Raw genomic sequence first — 15326 nt, 5'->3', positions numbered from 1 at the left:
GAAACGTTTGCCCGCCATCACGGGCGGGCGAGCTTGAAATCGATTGCCTGGACGACGCTGACGGGAACTGCCTCGCCGCGATCGATATAAGGCTCGCAAGCGGCGCCCCTCACGGCATCGAGCGCGGCAGAATCGAGATCGGCGAAGCCGGTTCCTTGTTCGAGGCTCACGGCCGTCGGGCGTCCGCGCGTATCGAGCGTCATTCGTACGGTCGCCGTGCCTTCCTCCTCGAGCCTGCGTGCGCGTGCCGGATAGGCGGGCGCCGGAATGCGGCAGACCACTTCATCGGCCCGCTTCGTTTGCGGGCGGGTGCTGAACCGCGCCGCATCGGCCACGGGTGGCGCTTTCGCCGCATTCTCTGCCGATGCGGCGCTCTCGCCAGCACCGGCGGCGCCAGCCGCTGCGCCAGCCGGTGGGACAGTCGCCACGTTTTGCGGCGCGCTCGCGCGCGCGGCTGGCGCGACGATCTCGGTAGGTGCCGGTTTGCGCCGAAGCAACGAGTGTGCGGCCGGCGATCGGGACGGATGAATTGGCGCGGGGGATAGTGGGCCGGCCGGCGCCGGACGTTCGGCGAAGGAGGGGGCGGCCAGCAAGACCACCTCGACGGGCGCGGACGGTGCGACGGCGTGCGCGTCGCGTAGGCCCGATATGCCCCATCGCTCCCGCGTCACAAAGGTGGCGAAGAGCGCGAGATGTGCCACGGCGACGAACACGGTGACGATGATCGTCCGAGCCTTCAAGCCGCGTTCGGCTTGAAGGAACTGGGTCGCGGGGGTTATGGCCGTACTTGTCATCTGCGTCGATCGTATGGGTGGGGCGCGCTTGGTGGTTCGCATTTGCGCTTTCAAATGGTATGTGGGGCGAGCGAGCGAAAGTGACGTATTCCGAACGAAATATATTCTCGAGGAACCCGAGAGTTCCACTTTGGGGATGCGGGCGAAGCTCAGGCGCGCGAGACGAGGACCAGGTATCCCGCGTAGCGGCTGATCGAAAGAGGCAGTGTGGCGGCCAGCGCATCGAGCGCGCGCAGCGGCTGATCGAGCGGGAACACGCCGGTCACCGGGAGCGAAGCGGCATCGTCCGCGACCCGGATCACGCCGGGGAAATACGGACGCAGGCGTTCGACGACCGAGGCGAGGGCCGCCTCGTCGACTTGCAACTGCCCCGACGTCCACGACGCTTCGGACGCGGCGCTCTCACGGGTGAGCTCGATTCGATGCGCCCCCGCTCGCGCGGTGCGACCGGGCGCAAGCATCATTGTCTCGCCGTCGGCTACGGAAATCCGAAGCGGCGCGTCGAGCGCTGCGACATGGAGCCAAGGTCCTTCGGTGCGCACCGACAGCGAACCGGCACGCGCATGCACGCGCCGGTGCCCATTGCGAACGACGAACGGCCGGATGTCTCGCGCCGCGACCCGGACGAAAGCCGCACCGGTGCGCAAGACCACCCCGCGTGTCTCGCCGGCGTAAGCAAGGTCGACGGCGCTTCGGGCGCCGAGCGTGACGGTCGAACCGTCGGCGAGCACCGTGTTCGTTCGCTCGCCGGTGTCGGTATGAAAATCGGCTGTCCATTGGCCGATCGGCGAGAGCCGGTCGACGATCGCGCCGGCCCCGAGTGCGACCGCGCCGAATGAAAGCACGCCGCGCACGAGCTTGCGCCGAGTGGGCGCGGCGAGGAGCGCATCGCCAACGGCGCGGCGCGGCATGCCGGCCGCCACGGGTTGTAAGAGGGCGCCGAGCGAGGCCTCGACGTGGGCCACGGCCTTCGCGTGAGAAGGGTCGGCATTACGCCAAGCCTCGAAACGTTCCCGGTCGCGCGCGGTGGCGTCGCCGGAACGCAACATCACCATCCAGCGGATCGCGGCACGAATCGCTTGCTCGTTATGCTCGCGGCCGGCGCCGGAACCTGCCGCCCGGGCAGTATCGTCGTTCACTGCATCGAGGCCAGATAGCAAGCATGCATAGCCTGGGCGAGGTAGTCGCGTACGGTTCGTTTCGACACGCCGAGCCGCTCGGCGATGTCGGCGTGCGTCATGTCATGGAATTGGCTGTAGACGAATGCGTTGCGCGCCTTCGCAGAAAGGCCTGCAAGGATGCGATCGATCGCGTAAAGCGTCTCCACGACGATCGCGCGCTCCTCCTCGGACGGGGCTGTCGCTTCGGGCAGCGCGGCGAGGCTGGCCAGATAAGCTCGCTCGAGATCGCGCCGGCGCCACAGATCGTAGACGAGCCGATGGGCGATCGTCGTCAGCATCGCTCTCGGCTCGCGCAGACCTGCCGGATCGGGCAGCGCAATCAGTTGGACGAAGGTTTCCGAGGCGATGTCTTCGGCGGTAAACGCGCAGCCGAGCTTTAACCGCAGGCGGCCGAGCAACCAGCGATACTCGTTGCGAAAAATCGATTCCACCGGTGCAAGACAGGGGCTGGCAATGGCATTGGACATACAACTACTCCGCGCGGGCTTTAGCCGGCTTTCTTCCACCGCCGCAGGCGAAGCGATCAAAAGCCGATACCCCCGTAGCTTACGGGCGGACAAAAGTCCTATCAATCAGGGAAATGGAGGATGCAAAAGACGAGCGGATGCGGGAATCTAGGCGCGCTTTGTGTAAATAGTGTGACAATTTCGTTGATAAGGTAATTATTGCCTGGCGGGGTGCAATCGCACGGCGCTGGCGCGTAATTTTAACTCATGGGGCGAATCGAATCCGCAACCGCTGTTGGCGGGGGCAGCGATCGCATTCGCAGCCGGCTGCGACGATTTTGGCGAGGCAAACCGAACCCCGGTCACGCTCAGCGCGACTTGATCGGTGGGCTATGGGATTACTTAACGATTCCCAAAGAAATCGTGAATTCCCCATGAGCGCGTGGCTGTCTATGCTTGGTGGCGTTTATTCGGGCCGGGCCACGACAGGAGACGCGCATGGACGCCTTGATTTTCGACGTCGACGGGACGCTTGCCGACACGGAGAGCGCTCACCGCGATGCGTTCAATTCCGCGTTCGCCGAGGCGGGGCTCGATTGGTACTGGGACGACGCGCTCTATACGCGGCTGCTCGACGTAGCGGGCGGCAAGGAGCGCATCCTTCGTTATTGGCGCTGCATCGAGCCCGAAGAGGCAAACGGAGCCAAAGCCGCGGAAACCGTGGCAGCCTTGCATGCGCTCAAGACGAGGTACTACGCCGAGCGCGTCGGCCAGGGAGCATTGCCGCTGCGCCCTGGTATCGTGCGGCTGATCGGTGAGGCGAATGCGGCAGGTTTGCCTGTCGCCATTGCCACGACGACCACGCCTGCGAATATCGATGCATTGCTCGCCGCGCCGTTCGGGGCGAGTTGGCGCGAACGCTTCGCGGTCATTTGCGATGGGTCGACTACGCCGGTGAAAAAGCCTGCTCCCGATGTCTATCTCGGGGTACTCGATGCGCTCGGATTGGATGGCGGCCGGTGCGTCGCGTTCGAGGATTCCGAAAACGGCGCCCGAGCGGCCGCCGCTGCCGGCATACCCACAGTGATTACACCGACAACCTACACGCGCCATCATCGTTTCGTCGACGCATTGGCGGTGATTTCCCACCTGGGCGAACCCGACGATCCCGTGCCCGAGCCGCTGGCCGACGCGACGCAGCGATATGTCGACTTGGCTGTACTGCGGCGATGGCACGAATGCCGAGCGCGCGTTGTGCTTTGAGGTTTATTTCACGTCTTGGCTGTAACCGCGGCGCATAGGCCGGCGAATTAACAAGCAAGCAGCGCAGTCAAGCCGATAAAGCCAGCCGATCGTGGCTGGCGCGCATCTCCGATCGCCCGACCGCTGCGGGTCGCAGTCCGATCCAAGGACCGCGATGACTCAATCGCTATGTCGTCGTTACCACGACGATCGGAGTCCCACCATGAAACCTTCATTTCGCGTCGCTTCGCTGCGTTCTGCGCTCGTCGCCCCTATGTTCGCGCTCGGTGCCGCCGTCTTCGCACTACCGGCCGTCGCCCAAAGTACCGACGCGTCGCACGCGCAGATTACCCGCGCGAGCGTCAGAGCACAGCTCGAGGAACTTGTCGGCGCGGGCTACAACCCGCGCGATTGGTATCACTATCCCGACAATTTGCAGGCGGCGCAGCGCGTCGTCGATCAGCGGCATACGACGCTCGCGCAGTCGGACGCTCCCGTGAAAGCGATGAGCGGCGATACGTCGACGAACGCGACATCGTCTGATCAGAGCACCGAATCCATGGGCGGTGTGGCTGCCGGGAAATCGGACGCGGGCGCGCCGGTAGATTCCGCTATGGACGCGCGGCGGGCTTGCGCCGTCGGGCCGCAGTGTTCGGCTTTTTATGGGCGATAGGATTGAATGGGTTTTGAGCCACTTGGCTGTCGCCTTGCTCGACTCACCGCGCCTCCATCACGCGCAACGCGGGGTGTCCGCCGACATCTTTGAGCGGGAAATAGGCGCGGTGGGTCACCGGATCCACCGCGACGACATGTGCATTCGGTCCGACCCGGGCTTCGCCGATTTTTTTCACTGCCGCGCCTTTCACACTGAACATCGAGACAACGCCAGCCTCTCCCGCGACGTACAACGTCTTCGATGTCGTATCGAACGCCAGCACGTCTGGGTCTCTACCGACATAGAACGATTGCAGGACGCGTCTCGAACCCATGTCGAAGACCAAAAGCTTGTCGTTTCCCTCGCAAGCGATGAACGCGATGCGATCCTGCGAGTCGATCAGGAGTCCGTGGTTGCCTTTTGCGCCCGTCAGAGGGAAGCGGGAAATCACGCGGTCGATCGTTGGATCGATTTCGACGAGTTCATCGCGTGTCTGCACATTGACGAAGATATGACGCGATGTCGAGTCGTACTGACTATTGCCGACCTCGCCACCGAGCGGGATCGTCGCGATACGCCGGTTGGTTTGAACGTCGATCACCGTCTCCGTCTCACCGGTCTCGTCCGATACGTAAAGCTTGTGCGCGTCAGGAGCATAGGCCATGCCGTCGGGGTAGTGACCACCCGGTACCCGCGCAACGATTTTCAGCGTGGCCTCGTCGATTGCGACGATTTCGTCGGTTCCGGTGGCCGAAGCGTACACGCGGGACTGCTCGGGAACGACAAGCACACCGTGTACCGACGAGACGTCGCCAACTCGTCCGAGTACGCGCGATGAAGCGACGTCGAAGACGATCACCTCCCCATCGCCGAGGTGCGCGATAAAAAGCAGGCGTCGGGTGGGATCGTAACTCTCATAATCGAGACGACTCGTCCGGCCAGGTAGTCGAATGTCAACGACGTGCCTGAGTGGCAGATCGCCCATCGACGGTTTGTCTGCTGCAGCCCAGGTGCTTCCTGTGCGCAGGCCCGCGCCGACCAGCATCACGCATAGGCCAAAAAGCAGGACGAGACACCGGCGCCTGCCACGTAGCCTGTTCGTTCGCGCAAGGGGCAGCATCAGAAGACGTGCGAATGAACGAGCGGATAAACCACAAGACCGAGGAGGGCGGCCGCACCCACCACGAACGGTTCCTGAAGTTTCTTGAAGCGCCACAGCAAGGCGATCGTCGCGAGGCCAATGAGGAGAGTCGGCGCATGGACGATCGAACGCTTGGCAATCACGATCACCGAGCCCGTAATGGCGCCGACCGCCGCCGCGGTAATACCGTCCACGAACGCTTTGACGCCGGGCAGGTGGCCGTACTTCTTGAAGTACGGTGCCGGGATCACCGTGAACAGATAGCACGGCAGGAACGTACCGAATGCCGCGACGAAGGCGCCGGGCAGGCCGGCGACGAGATAACCGATAAAGCCGACCGTGATGACGACCGGTCCCGGTGTGATCATCGCAACGGCGACGGCGTCGACGAACTGCTTGTCGTTGAGCCAATGGTGCTCGGTCACGACACCACCGTAAAGGAACGGCACGATCGCAAGGCCCGATCCGAAGACGAACGCGCCGGCCTTCATGAAAAAGCCCCCGAGCTGTGCAAGCAGTGGCCAATCGAACCCGGAAACGACGCTGGCCCCCGCAGGAAGATTCGCCGCTGCGATCGCATGGATACCGCCTTTATGCAACCATTTCGGCGGAGCGCGCCAGAGCCAACCAATCAGTCCGCCGGCGATGAAAAGCCACGCGATCTCGGATTCCGTGACGAACGTGACGATGGCGAGCGTCAGAAAGATCGCCCACAGAAGCTTGTCGTTGCCGACCGTCTTCATCGTGAGCTTATAGGCGCTCATGGCGATGATGCCGACGACGGCGGCACCCACGCCGTAGAACACCGCCTGCATCCACGGCAGGCCGCCAAAGTGCGCGTAGGCCCAGCCCAACGCCACGACCATCAAGAACGAGGGCAGGACGAATGCAAACCCCACGAGCGTTGCGCCGAGAATCCGGTAATGCACATAACCGAGATAAATGGCCAGTTGCGCGGCGAGTGGCCCCGGCGCGAGCTGCGCGAGTGCCAAGCCCTCCTTGTAGTCCGATTCGGTGATCCAACCGAGCCGTTCCACGAGGTCGCGACGCATGTAACCTGCCAGCGCCACCGGGCCGCCGAAGCCGAGCGTGCCGAGCCGCAACATGTATCTGACGAGTTGGACCAATGTGTAGGTCGGTGCTGCAGTGGCCACCGTGCTCACGAACGCCTCCCAATGTCTTTTTCGCCGCTCATCGCGAAATGCGTATAGAGCGCCTCCAATACCGGCCCCATCTGCTCGAGCAATTGATCGTCGTCGTCCACGCGTTTGCGGGTGCCCGACATCACCGCCTCGAATCCAATTGCCTCCGGGGCGCCCGGCCCGCCCACGTCGAGCGCATGCACGATTTCGCCCAGGCGCAGCAGGGCCGGATCCTGGTCCAAGCCGAAACTCGCGAGCAGCACCTCGAAGGTGACCCGCTCGCCCACATGCGTGAACGCCGCGCCGTCGAAGTCGAAACCGAGTGCATCTGCCGGGCATTCGTCCGGCGAGGTCAGCCATACGAAGCGCGCACGGGAATCGATGAAGCGCCGAATGAGCCAGGCACTGGCCACGCGGTCCACCCACATTCGTTGGCGCGTGGCCCAGATACGGCCCTGGTACTGATCGCGTGACAGCAGACGGATGGGGTGTTCGGCAGGATGCGGCTCACCGGGCGAGAGCACGGTATCGACGAGCGCGACGAGGTCCTGCCACGCCGCTTCCGCGCGCGTGGCGGCATCGTCCGGGAAGTAATCGATTGCCCGAATGGCCTCGTAATCTTTGTGCATGCGTCGCAGCAGACGCGTCAGTTCAGTAGCCGACTGACCTTCGATGGTTCTGCGCGCCGCCGCCAGCGACTGGATGAACGCGTCATAGTCGCTTTCGCGGTCGAACAGCGTGCGGAACACCTGTTCCTGAGACGCATCGAGGCTCGGCGAGCGCAGCAGGTGGGCTGTGCCGCCGCTTTCGGCAATGGCGTCGGCCAGCTCGCGCAACATGTCTTCGTGAGCCTCGCTATAGGGCAAGAGATAGACGCCGTCCCGCAGGACGGCGCAGCCTTTTGCCTTGAGCGCGCGGTAAAAGCGCATGCGCGCTGTCGCGTTCTCGGTGGGCAGCGTCAGTATGAGCAGAGACCATATCAGCGATGTATTCATGTAGAGTATCCTACACATACGTTAATATCAATACAAGTTAACTCGCGCTCCGGTCCAGAACCGCTTGTCCATCCAGCGATCCCGATTCGTTAAACTGCGCGCATAGGGCGCCGCGCGCGCCGATTCCCACCAAACACCTCATTCCATGAACTCAAGACTCAGCGCGGTGTTCGTCGCGCTCGCGGCCGCGGCACTGTTCGGCGCCGCCACCCCGATCGCCAAAGCACTTCTCGGTTCGATGTCCGCCTTCATGGTGGCGGGTCTTTTTTATCTCGGCAGCGGCGTCGGGCTCGGCATGGGCATCGTCGCTCGCAGGCTCCGACGGGCCGATGCCATGGCGAACGCAAGCCATAGAATCGAGAAAGGCGAACTGCCCTGGCTCATGGGCGCGATCGTGACCGGCGGGGTCGCGGGACCCGCGCTGCTCATGCTCGGGCTCGCGAGCACGTCGGCAGCGACCAGTTCGTTGCTACTGAATCTCGAAAGCGTGCTGACCGCCGTCATCGCATGGGTCGTCTTTCGCGAGAACGTCGACATCCAAGTATTCCTCGGGATGGTGGCTATCGTCGCGGGAGGCGTGCTGCTGTCGTGGCACCCGGGTCAGGTAGCGGTTCCCATCGGGGCGCTGCTGATCGTCGGTGCCTGTTTGTGCTGGGCGATCGATAACAACCTGACACGCAAGGTGTCCGCGAACGATGCGATGGTGATCGCCTGTTTGAAGGGCTTGATCGCCGGCCCCGTGAACCTCGCCATCGCCTTTGCCATGGGAGCGGCACTGCCGGCCGCGGGCATTGTCGTCGCTGCGATGCTCACGGGACTGGCCGGCTACGGCGTGAGCCTCGTCCTATTCGTCGTTGCGCTGCGGCACCTCGGGACTGCGAGGACAGGCGCGTATTTCTCGGTTGCTCCGCTCTTCGGGGTTGCGCTTTCGCTCGTGCTATGGCCTGAGTTACCTTCCGTATCGTTCTGGATCGCGGCAGCGCTAATGGCGCTTGGCATTTGGCTGCACGTGCGCGAGCGCCATGAGCATGAGCATAGCCACGACCTCCTCGAGCACACTCACCGGCACCGCCACGACGAACACCATCGGCACCAGCACGACTTCCCGTATGCGGGCGACGAACCGCACACCCATCCGCATGTTCATTTGCCCATTACGCACTCGCACGCGCATTTTCCGGACATTCATCACCGCCATCAGCACTAGGCGCTCTTGGGCGGCACGAAAATCGCCGTCCGTGTGCGCGCTCCTCACATCGAAGGGTTTATGGAAGCAGGCATATCGAAGTCGCACGCGAGCCGCGCGGGCTCCGCACTCGAGGTTCTGTCGGTTTTTCTGAGGCTGGGGCTGACGTCCTTCGGCGGCCCTGTCGCCCACATCGGATACTTCCGTCGGGAGTTCGTCGAGCGGCGCCGTTGGCTCGACGATGTGACGTTTGCTGACCTCGTCGGCCTTTGCCAGTTTCTTCCGGGGCCCGCGAGCTCTCAGGTGGGATTCTCGATCGGTTTGCTTCGCGCGGGATGGCGCGGCGCGGTGGCCGCATGGTGCGGCTTCACGCTGCCCTCGATCGCGTTGTTGATCGCTTTCGCCATCGTCGCGCCGTCACTGGGCGGTCCGCTCGGCAGTGGCCTGATTCATGGGCTCAAGCTCGTTGCGGTAGCCGTCGTGGCGCAAGCGGTATGGGACATGGCGCGCCGCCTATGCCCTGACCATCGCCGCGCTGCTATCGCATTGATCGCCATAGCGATTCTTGCTGTCCTGACCACCGCCTATGCACAGTTGATCGTGATCGTGCTCGGGGCATGCCTTGGAATGGTATTGTGCAGAGCTTCCAGCTCCGAGAGCATGGCGGACATGGGTCAACACGCGCTCGAGTTCCACGTGTCGCGCACCGCAGGCGCAGTCGCGCTGATACTGTTTTGTGCACTTCTTTTCGGGATGCCGGCATGGGCGGCGGCCGATTCGACGCACGCCATCCGCATATTCGATGCCTTCTACCGCTCCGGCGCGCTCGTCTTCGGTGGTGGTCACGTGGTGCTCCCGCTACTCCAGCACGAAACAGTCGAGAGAGGCTGGGTATCGTCGAACGACTTTCTGGCGGGCTACGGCGCCGCTCAGGCCGTCCCGGGCCCGCTCTTCACGTTCGCGGCCTTTCTCGGCTGGATCATGGTCGGCACGCCCGGTCATGGCTGGGGCGCGTTGTTGGCAACGGCCGGCATCTTCTTGCCGGGCTTGCTGCTGGTCCTTTCAGCGTTGCCTTACTGGCAAGCACTGCGCGCGCATCCGTCGATGGCCGCGGCGCTGTCGGGTGTCAATGCCGCGGTCGTTGGGCTGCTGGCGACGGCGTTGTACTCGCCCGTCTGGACGAGTGCCGTCCATTCGGGAGCCGATTTCGCGATCGCCACGGTCGGGTTCTTCTTGTTGACACGCTGGAAAGTGCCGCCACTCGCTGTCGTACTCCTTTGCACGATTGCAGGCGTTATCGAAGTCCTCCCGCATTGACGGACCCCGTGAGGTGCGTCACGAGCAACCGGGCCGGCTTGGGCAATACAGCCAGGTCTCGCGCACAGATCAGCAGTGCACGGTGTGCCCATTCTTCGGCAAGCTCGATCTTGCGCAGCCCCATCGAGCGCAAATACGGCCGCACGGCCGCCGCGGGCAGCACGGCGACGCCGAGTCCGGCCGCGACCATCATGCACATGGCATCGAAGCTGCGCACGCGGATGCGCAGCTTCAGCCGTCGGCCTATCGATTCGGTGGCGCGTTCGAGCCGTTTGGCCAACGACGTACCCCGTGAGAGGCTGACGAAGTCGTACTCGAGTGCCTCGTCGAACGAGATCGATCGGTGGGCGGCAAGCGCATGGCCGTTCGGCACGACGAGCACCAACTGATCGCGCCGATAAGGGACGGTCTGCAGGCCCAGCATGGGCGTCGATTCGGCAAGAATGCCGAAGTCCGCTTCACCGTCGACGACGGCCGTCGCCACGCGGTCGCTGTTCTGCTCTTCGAGTTCGATACGGATCTGCGGATTGGCCGCCGTGAAAGCGGCGATCTCGGCCGGCAGGAACTGCGTGACGGCCGAGGTATTGGCCCAAAGCCGCACCACGCCGACGACGCCGGCTGCATAGTCCGAAAGATCCGCGCTCAACACGTCGACATCGCTGAGAATGCGTTGCGCGTGCCGCTGCAACGCGGTGCCGGCCGCCGTCAGTACGATCCCGCGGGAATGACGCTCGAAGAGGGCGACACCCAACGCGGCTTCGAGGTCCGCGATCCGCTTGCTCGCAGCGCCCACCGCGAGATGCGCCAGAGCCGCGCCCTTGCTGATGCTGCCGCTGCGCACCACCAGGTTGAACAGCGAGAGCGAGACGAGATCCAGGCGGTGCAGATTCATGATCGGGCGTAAGTCGGTGTTAGTCGGTAACCGATCTATCGTGCCGCGCATTATGCAATATCGCTCTTCATTCCCCGATAGCGGTTAGGGAAGACCCTGAATCGGCTTTCGCGTTTCGCGAAAGCTGGATGCGCGACTGTGATATTCCGCCGAGTTGGGCCGGCTCGCATAATCGCCACCCATCGAGCTACCAGAACTTCAGGGGAGATAGGCCAATGAGCGGTCAACCATCGACTTCCATTTCACCGGCGGCGCTCGATGGCATCCGGGTCATCGAAATGGGACAGTTGATTGCGGGGCCATTCGCCGGCAAAACACTCGGTGAATTCGGCGCCGATGTCATCAAGATCGAACCGCCTGGCGCGGGCGACCCGCTGCGCAACTGGCGCCTCATGAAAGACGGTACGTCGGTCTGGTGGCAGGTGCAATCGCGTAACAAGCGCTCCATTGCACTCGATCTGCGCAGCGCGCAAGGACAGGAAGTGGCACGCGCGCTGATCGCACAGGCCGACGTGCTCATCGAAAACTTCCGGCCCGGTACGCTCGAGGCCTGGGGCATGGGCTACGAAGCGCTGTGCGAAATCAACCCGGGTCTCATCATGCTGCGAATCTCGGGTTACGGTCAAAGCGGACCCTACCGGGACTTACCGGGCTTCGGCTCGATAGGCGAAGCGATGGGCGGACTACGGCACCTCACCGGTGAACCCGGGCGCGTGCCGGTGCGTTGCGGCATCTCCATCGGCGACACGCTGGCGGCATTGCACGGCGTGATCGGCGTTTTGATGGCGCTTTACCATCGCGACGCTCGCGGCGGAAAAGGGCAGGTGATCGACGTAGCGCTGCACGAAGCCGTATTCAACGTCATGGAGAGTCTGATTTCGGAGTACAGCGCGTTTGGCGCCGTGCGCGAAGCGGCGGGCAGCGCGTTGCCGGGTATTGCACCATCGAACGCCTATCGGTGCACGGATGGTTATGTGCTCGTCGCCGGTAATGGCGACAGCATTTTTCGGCGCCTGATGGGCGTCATCGGCCGCGACGATCTGGCCGCCGATCCGTCGCTCGCCGCGAACGCGGGGCGCGTTGCGCGTGTCGGCGAACTGGACGCGGCGATCGGCGCATGGACAGCGTCGCGCACGTCGCAGGAAGTGCTCGATACGCTTTCGGCCGCGCGTGTACCGGCCGGCAAAATCTATACAGCCAAGGACATCGCGGAAGATCCGCACTATCGGGCCCGGGACATGATCCTGCGGCAAAGGACGCGGGAAGGTTACGAACTCGCCGTGCCCGGCATCGTGCCGAAACTGACCGGCACGCCGGGCGCGATTCGTTCGGCCGCGCCGCGGCTCGGAGACGACACCGAGGCTGTGTTGAGAGAGGCCGGTCTGACCGACGACATGATCCGCACGCTGCGCGAAAAAGGGGCGATCGCATGAAGAGCTGGCAAGGGAATCATCGACGCATTCGTCTGCACGAGGTCGCGCCGCGCGACGGTTTGCAGTCCGAACTCGCCTTCGTGGCAACCGATCGGAAGATCGCATTCGTCGACGCGCTCTCGCTCACGGGCGTCGCCAAGATCGAAGTGGCGGCGTTCGTCTCGCCTCGGGCCATTCCCTCGCTTCGTGACGCCGATGCCGTGCTAGCGGGCATCGAGCGGCGTCCCGGCGTCGTGTACACGGCGTTGGTGCCGAACGTGCGCGGTGCCGAACGGGCCATCGAGGCGCGGGCCGACGAACTGAACCTCGTCATGTCGGCGAGCGAAAGCCACAACCTCTCGAACCTGCGAATGACGCGCGAGCAATCGTGGCAAGGATTGCTCGAGGTCGCGCGTCTCGCGCATGGGGCCGGCGTGGCCGTCAATGTTTCGCTGTCGTGCGCGTTTGGCTGCCCGATGGAGGGCGATGTGGCCGCGGATACGGTGCTCGAGTGGTCCAGACGCTTCGTCGAGGAAGCCCATGCGCGCGGTGTCACGCTGTGCGACACCACGGGCATGGCCTACCCGAGCCAGGTCGCGCTCTTGACGCAGACATTCTGTACGCGCTGGCCGGCCACCGAACTCACGCTGCATTTTCATAACACGCGCGGCATGGGGCTGGCCAACGTTCTCGCCGCCATCGATGCCGGGGCGACACGCTTCGATGCATCGTTGGGCGGAATCGGCGGCTGCCCCTACGCACCGGGCGCGAGCGGCAACGTGTGCAGCGAAGAGATCGTGCATGCGCTCGAGTTGATGGGATACGACACCGGTGTCGATCTCGATGCGTTGCTCGCGATTTCGCGCCAGCTGCCCGGAATGCTCGGGCATGACACGCCGAGCCAGCTCGTCAAGTCGGGGCAGCGGCTCGATCTGCATCCGCGACCCGCCGATTACGACGCGATCGCTCGGCGCGCGCTGGAACGCAGCACCGGCAGCAGTTGAGAGCGCGCTCTTATCGGAACATCGCGAATGCGGGCGAAAACCTACCGGCGATCCGATCGAGGTCGCCGATGCCCATCCAAATCGGAGGAGACATGAAAAGAGAAGCCACGTTACCTGAGCAGAAGTCCGCGGAAATTGCCGCGCGCTTCGACCGCCTGCCACCTTCGCGTACCGTCTGGACGATGGTGATCCTGATCTCGCTTGGCGGGTTTTTCGAGTTCTACGACTTGTTCTTCACCGGCTATGTCGCGCCGGGGATGGCCCGCTCCGGACTCTTCACGCCCGAATCGCTCGGATTCTTCTCGGCGCTTGGCCCACTGAAGGTCGCCGGCTTCGGGACCTTCGTGTTTTCGACGTTCATGGGGCTCTGGGTCGGCGCGCTCGCGTTCGGACAAGTTGCCGACCGATGCGGGCGACGGATGATCTTCACGTGGTCCCTCATCTGGTACGTCGTCTGCACGACGATCATGGCGTTCCAGACGACAGGGCTCTGGCTCAACGTCTGGCGCTTTGCCGCGGGTGTCGGACTCGGCATCGAACTGGTCACCATCGACACCTACATCTCCGAGTTGATCCCGAGCCGGGAGCGCGGCCGCGCCTATGCCGTGAACCAGGTCATCACGTTTTCCGCGGTGCCGGTGGTCGCGTTTCTCGCGTTCGCGTTGAAGGACATGCGGCCGTTCGGACTCGATTACTGGCGCGTGGTCGTTTTGATCGGCTCCCTCGGTGCCGTGGCGGTCTGGTTCTTACGGCGTAGCATCCCGGAAAGCCCGCGGTGGCTCGCGCGTCATCAGCGCGTTGAAGAAGCGGAGCGGATCGTCGCCGACATCGAACGTCGCGTGGCGGCCGAACGTGGCATCGCGCTGAGCGCCCCGCAACCGGCGCAGCCCGAGAAAGAAGGGCGCGGATCGCTCATGGAAGCGCTGCGGCCTCCCTATCGGAAACGCACGGTGATCATGTCGGTGTTCAACATGGCGCAGGTGATCGGCTTCTATGGATTCGCCGCCTGGGTGCCGACGCTGCTCGTGAGCCGTGGCGTGCACGTGACATCGAGTCTTGCCTACGCGTTCGTGATTGCGATCGCCAATCCGTTTGGACCGTTGCTCGGGGTATGGTTTGCCGACAAGTTCGAGCGCAAGACGCAAATCGTGGTGAGCCTTGCAGCAATGGGCGTCGTGATCGTGCTCTTCTCGCAGGCGTCTTCTCCGGCGCTGCTGATTGTGCTCGGCGTGTTGTTCACGCTGGCATCGAACGTCATGTCGTTTGCGTACCATGGGTACCAGGCTGAACTGTATCCGACGCGGATGCGCGCGCGTGCGGTCGGCTTCGTCTACTCATGGAGCCGTCTCGCAGCGGCATTCGCGGGCCTAGCGATCGGCATTCTGCTGCACGGCTATGGCGTGCCCGGCGTCGCGGCGTTCATCGGGACGTCGATGCTCGTCGGGATTGCCGCGATTTTGCTGGGACCTGCGACGCGCGGGCTTGCGCTCGAGAAGATCAGCCACTGAGGGTCCGGTGGTTATCCGTCCCCTCGTCGCACGGCGGCTTCGGGGATCCGATGCACATCACGCTCGTCGTCTCACATCATGCCGCCCACGCTCCCCATGCCCCCGGTACCGCCCAACCCCGTCCCGCCGGTCCCGCTCGTGCCGGTGCCCGGCGATGTTGCGATCGGATTGGCGGCTCCCGCCGTGGCCATGAGTGTCACGGCGACTCGGTCCGGTTCGCCGTTGACGTCGATTGCACCGCGAGCGCGGAGCGCTTCGAGATCGCTGTCCACGCCGGGTTGTCCGCATTCCATTACACACAAGTCTGCTGCTCGAGCTCACGCGCGTATCTGATACCAGCAGCAAAATCCACCACGCGCTGCATGCCTAGCCAGATGGTCTTGACGCCAGGCTCGCCGTCGCCTTTGCGGG

16 protein-coding genes are annotated in these 15326 nt (G+C 63.8%); 7 read left to right on the top strand and 9 right to left on the bottom strand.

Features of this window, described 5'->3' with window-relative positions; translation table 11 throughout:
• Window positions 1-17 precede the first annotated feature (17 nt).
• From GWC77_RS20425 to GWC77_RS20415, 3 genes are all read right to left on the bottom strand, one after another.
• The gene (locus tag GWC77_RS20425; RefSeq protein WP_173259970.1) at window positions 18-794 is read right to left on the bottom strand and encodes an energy transducer TonB; all 777 of its coding nucleotides are present in this window, start codon (window positions 792-794) and stop codon (window positions 18-20) included.
• Between the two features lie 149 nt (window positions 795-943).
• On the bottom strand, window positions 944-1933 hold the full coding sequence (locus GWC77_RS20420) for a DUF4880 domain-containing protein (protein ID WP_173259969.1): 990 nt from the start codon (window positions 1931-1933) through the stop codon (window positions 944-946).
• Entirely contained in the window at window positions 1930-2442 is a 513-nt protein-coding gene (locus GWC77_RS20415; protein WP_173259968.1) for a sigma-70 family RNA polymerase sigma factor, read from the bottom strand. Before GWC77_RS20415 ends, GWC77_RS20420 begins: the two co-directional genes overlap by 4 nt.
• Window positions 2443-2919: 477 nt before the next feature.
• On the opposite strand from GWC77_RS20415, the gene GWC77_RS20410 reads away from it, so the two are divergent.
• Both GWC77_RS20410 and GWC77_RS20405 read left to right on the top strand, forming a co-directional pair.
• Entirely contained in the window at window positions 2920-3684 is a 765-nt protein-coding gene (locus GWC77_RS20410; RefSeq protein WP_173259967.1) for an HAD family hydrolase, read from the top strand.
• 202 nt (window positions 3685-3886) lie between these two features.
• Entirely contained in the window at window positions 3887-4336 is a 450-nt protein-coding gene (locus GWC77_RS20405; RefSeq protein WP_254367062.1) for a DUF4148 domain-containing protein, read from the top strand.
• A gap of 43 nt (window positions 4337-4379) precedes the next feature.
• Here the strand turns inward: GWC77_RS20405 and GWC77_RS20400 are convergent, their stop codons facing one another.
• From GWC77_RS20400 to GWC77_RS20390, 3 genes are all read right to left on the bottom strand, one after another.
• Complete coding sequence (locus GWC77_RS20400) at window positions 4380-5363, bottom strand: YncE family protein (RefSeq protein ID WP_254367063.1); 984 nt, start codon at window positions 5361-5363, stop codon at window positions 4380-4382.
• A 74-nt stretch (window positions 5364-5437) separates the two neighbouring features.
• The gene (locus GWC77_RS20395; RefSeq protein ID WP_367949069.1) at window positions 5438-6622 is read right to left on the bottom strand and encodes a chromate transporter; all 1185 of its coding nucleotides are present in this window, start codon (window positions 6620-6622) and stop codon (window positions 5438-5440) included.
• On the bottom strand, window positions 6619-7596 hold the full coding sequence (locus tag GWC77_RS20390) for a chromate resistance protein ChrB domain-containing protein (protein WP_173259965.1): 978 nt from the start codon (window positions 7594-7596) through the stop codon (window positions 6619-6621). Before GWC77_RS20390 ends, GWC77_RS20395 begins: the two co-directional genes overlap by 4 nt.
• A 145-nt stretch (window positions 7597-7741) precedes the next feature.
• Here GWC77_RS20390 and GWC77_RS20385 point away from each other — a divergent pair, with 145 nt between their 5' ends.
• Window positions 7742-8803 carry a DMT family transporter gene (locus GWC77_RS20385; RefSeq protein ID WP_173259964.1) on the top strand — a complete coding sequence of 354 codons (1062 nt, stop codon included), beginning with the start codon at window positions 7742-7744 and terminating at the stop codon, window positions 8801-8803.
• Window positions 8804-8863: 60 nt separating this feature from the next.
• Entirely contained in the window at window positions 8864-10099 is a 1236-nt protein-coding gene (gene chrA / locus GWC77_RS20380) for a chromate efflux transporter (protein ID WP_173259963.1), read from the top strand.
• On the opposite strand, the gene GWC77_RS20375 is transcribed toward chrA, so the two are convergent.
• On the bottom strand, window positions 10077-10991 hold the full coding sequence (locus GWC77_RS20375; RefSeq protein WP_173259962.1) for a LysR family transcriptional regulator: 915 nt from the start codon (window positions 10989-10991) through the stop codon (window positions 10077-10079). The two genes, chrA and GWC77_RS20375, sit on opposite strands and share 23 nt — an antisense overlap.
• 215 nt (window positions 10992-11206) lie before the next feature.
• Here GWC77_RS20375 and GWC77_RS20370 point away from each other — a divergent pair, with 215 nt between their 5' ends.
• The 3 genes from GWC77_RS20370 to GWC77_RS20360 all read left to right on the top strand — a co-directional run bounded on the left by GWC77_RS20370 (window position 11207) and on the right by GWC77_RS20360 (window position 14915).
• Window positions 11207-12424: a CaiB/BaiF CoA-transferase family protein gene (locus tag GWC77_RS20370; RefSeq protein WP_173259961.1), complete on the top strand. Its 1218-nt coding sequence runs from the start codon at window positions 11207-11209 to the stop codon at window positions 12422-12424.
• Window positions 12421-13407: a hydroxymethylglutaryl-CoA lyase gene (locus tag GWC77_RS20365; protein WP_173259960.1), complete on the top strand. Its 987-nt coding sequence runs from the start codon at window positions 12421-12423 to the stop codon at window positions 13405-13407. Before GWC77_RS20370 ends, GWC77_RS20365 begins: the two co-directional genes overlap by 4 nt.
• Window positions 13408-13589: 182 nt before the next feature.
• On the top strand, window positions 13590-14915 hold the full coding sequence (locus GWC77_RS20360; protein WP_173260003.1) for an MFS transporter: 1326 nt from the start codon (window positions 13590-13592) through the stop codon (window positions 14913-14915).
• 71 nt (window positions 14916-14986) lie between these two features.
• Here the strand turns inward: GWC77_RS20360 and GWC77_RS20355 are convergent, their stop codons facing one another.
• A complete protein-coding gene (locus GWC77_RS20355; RefSeq protein WP_173259958.1) occupies window positions 14987-15187 on the bottom strand; it encodes a hypothetical protein in 201 nt (66 codons plus the stop codon).
• A gap of 20 nt (window positions 15188-15207) precedes the next feature.
• On the bottom strand, window positions 15208-15326 hold a 119-nt coding region (locus GWC77_RS20350), incomplete at its 5' end, for an IS4 family transposase (RefSeq protein WP_173259959.1).

The organism is Paraburkholderia sp. NMBU_R16 (genome assembly GCF_013282575.1).
GTDB lineage: Bacteria > Pseudomonadota > Gammaproteobacteria > Burkholderiales > Burkholderiaceae > Trinickia.
Note: the sequence above shows the minus strand (reverse complement) of the source record. Positions and strands in the feature narration are given on the sequence as shown.

Bases quoted from the DNA above. Each gene is read 5' to 3' on its own strand.
- GWC77_RS20425 (WP_173259970.1), bottom strand. From the start codon at position 794: ATGACAAGTACGGCCATAACCCCCGCGACCCAGTTCCTTCAAGCCGAA.
- GWC77_RS20415 (WP_173259968.1), bottom strand. From the start codon at position 2,442: ATGTCCAATGCCATTGCCAGCCCCTGTCTTGCACCGGTGGAATCGATT.
- GWC77_RS20410 (WP_173259967.1), top strand. From the start codon at position 2,920: ATGGACGCCTTGATTTTCGACGTCGACGGGACGCTTGCCGACACGGAG.
- GWC77_RS20405 (WP_254367062.1), top strand. From the start codon at position 3,887: ATGAAACCTTCATTTCGCGTCGCTTCGCTGCGTTCTGCGCTCGTCGCC.
- GWC77_RS20400 (WP_254367063.1), bottom strand. From the start codon at position 5,363: ATGCTGGTCGGCGCGGGCCTGCGCACAGGAAGCACCTGGGCTGCAGCA.
- GWC77_RS20390 (WP_173259965.1), bottom strand. From the start codon at position 7,596: ATGAATACATCGCTGATATGGTCTCTGCTCATACTGACGCTGCCCACC.
- GWC77_RS20385 (WP_173259964.1), top strand. From the start codon at position 7,742: ATGAACTCAAGACTCAGCGCGGTGTTCGTCGCGCTCGCGGCCGCGGCA.
- chrA (WP_173259963.1), top strand. From the start codon at position 8,864: ATGGAAGCAGGCATATCGAAGTCGCACGCGAGCCGCGCGGGCTCCGCA.
- GWC77_RS20375 (WP_173259962.1), bottom strand. From the start codon at position 10,991: ATGAATCTGCACCGCCTGGATCTCGTCTCGCTCTCGCTGTTCAACCTG.
- GWC77_RS20370 (WP_173259961.1), top strand. From the start codon at position 11,207: ATGAGCGGTCAACCATCGACTTCCATTTCACCGGCGGCGCTCGATGGC.
- GWC77_RS20365 (WP_173259960.1), top strand. From the start codon at position 12,421: ATGAAGAGCTGGCAAGGGAATCATCGACGCATTCGTCTGCACGAGGTC.
- GWC77_RS20360 (WP_173260003.1), top strand. From the start codon at position 13,590: ATGGTGATCCTGATCTCGCTTGGCGGGTTTTTCGAGTTCTACGACTTG.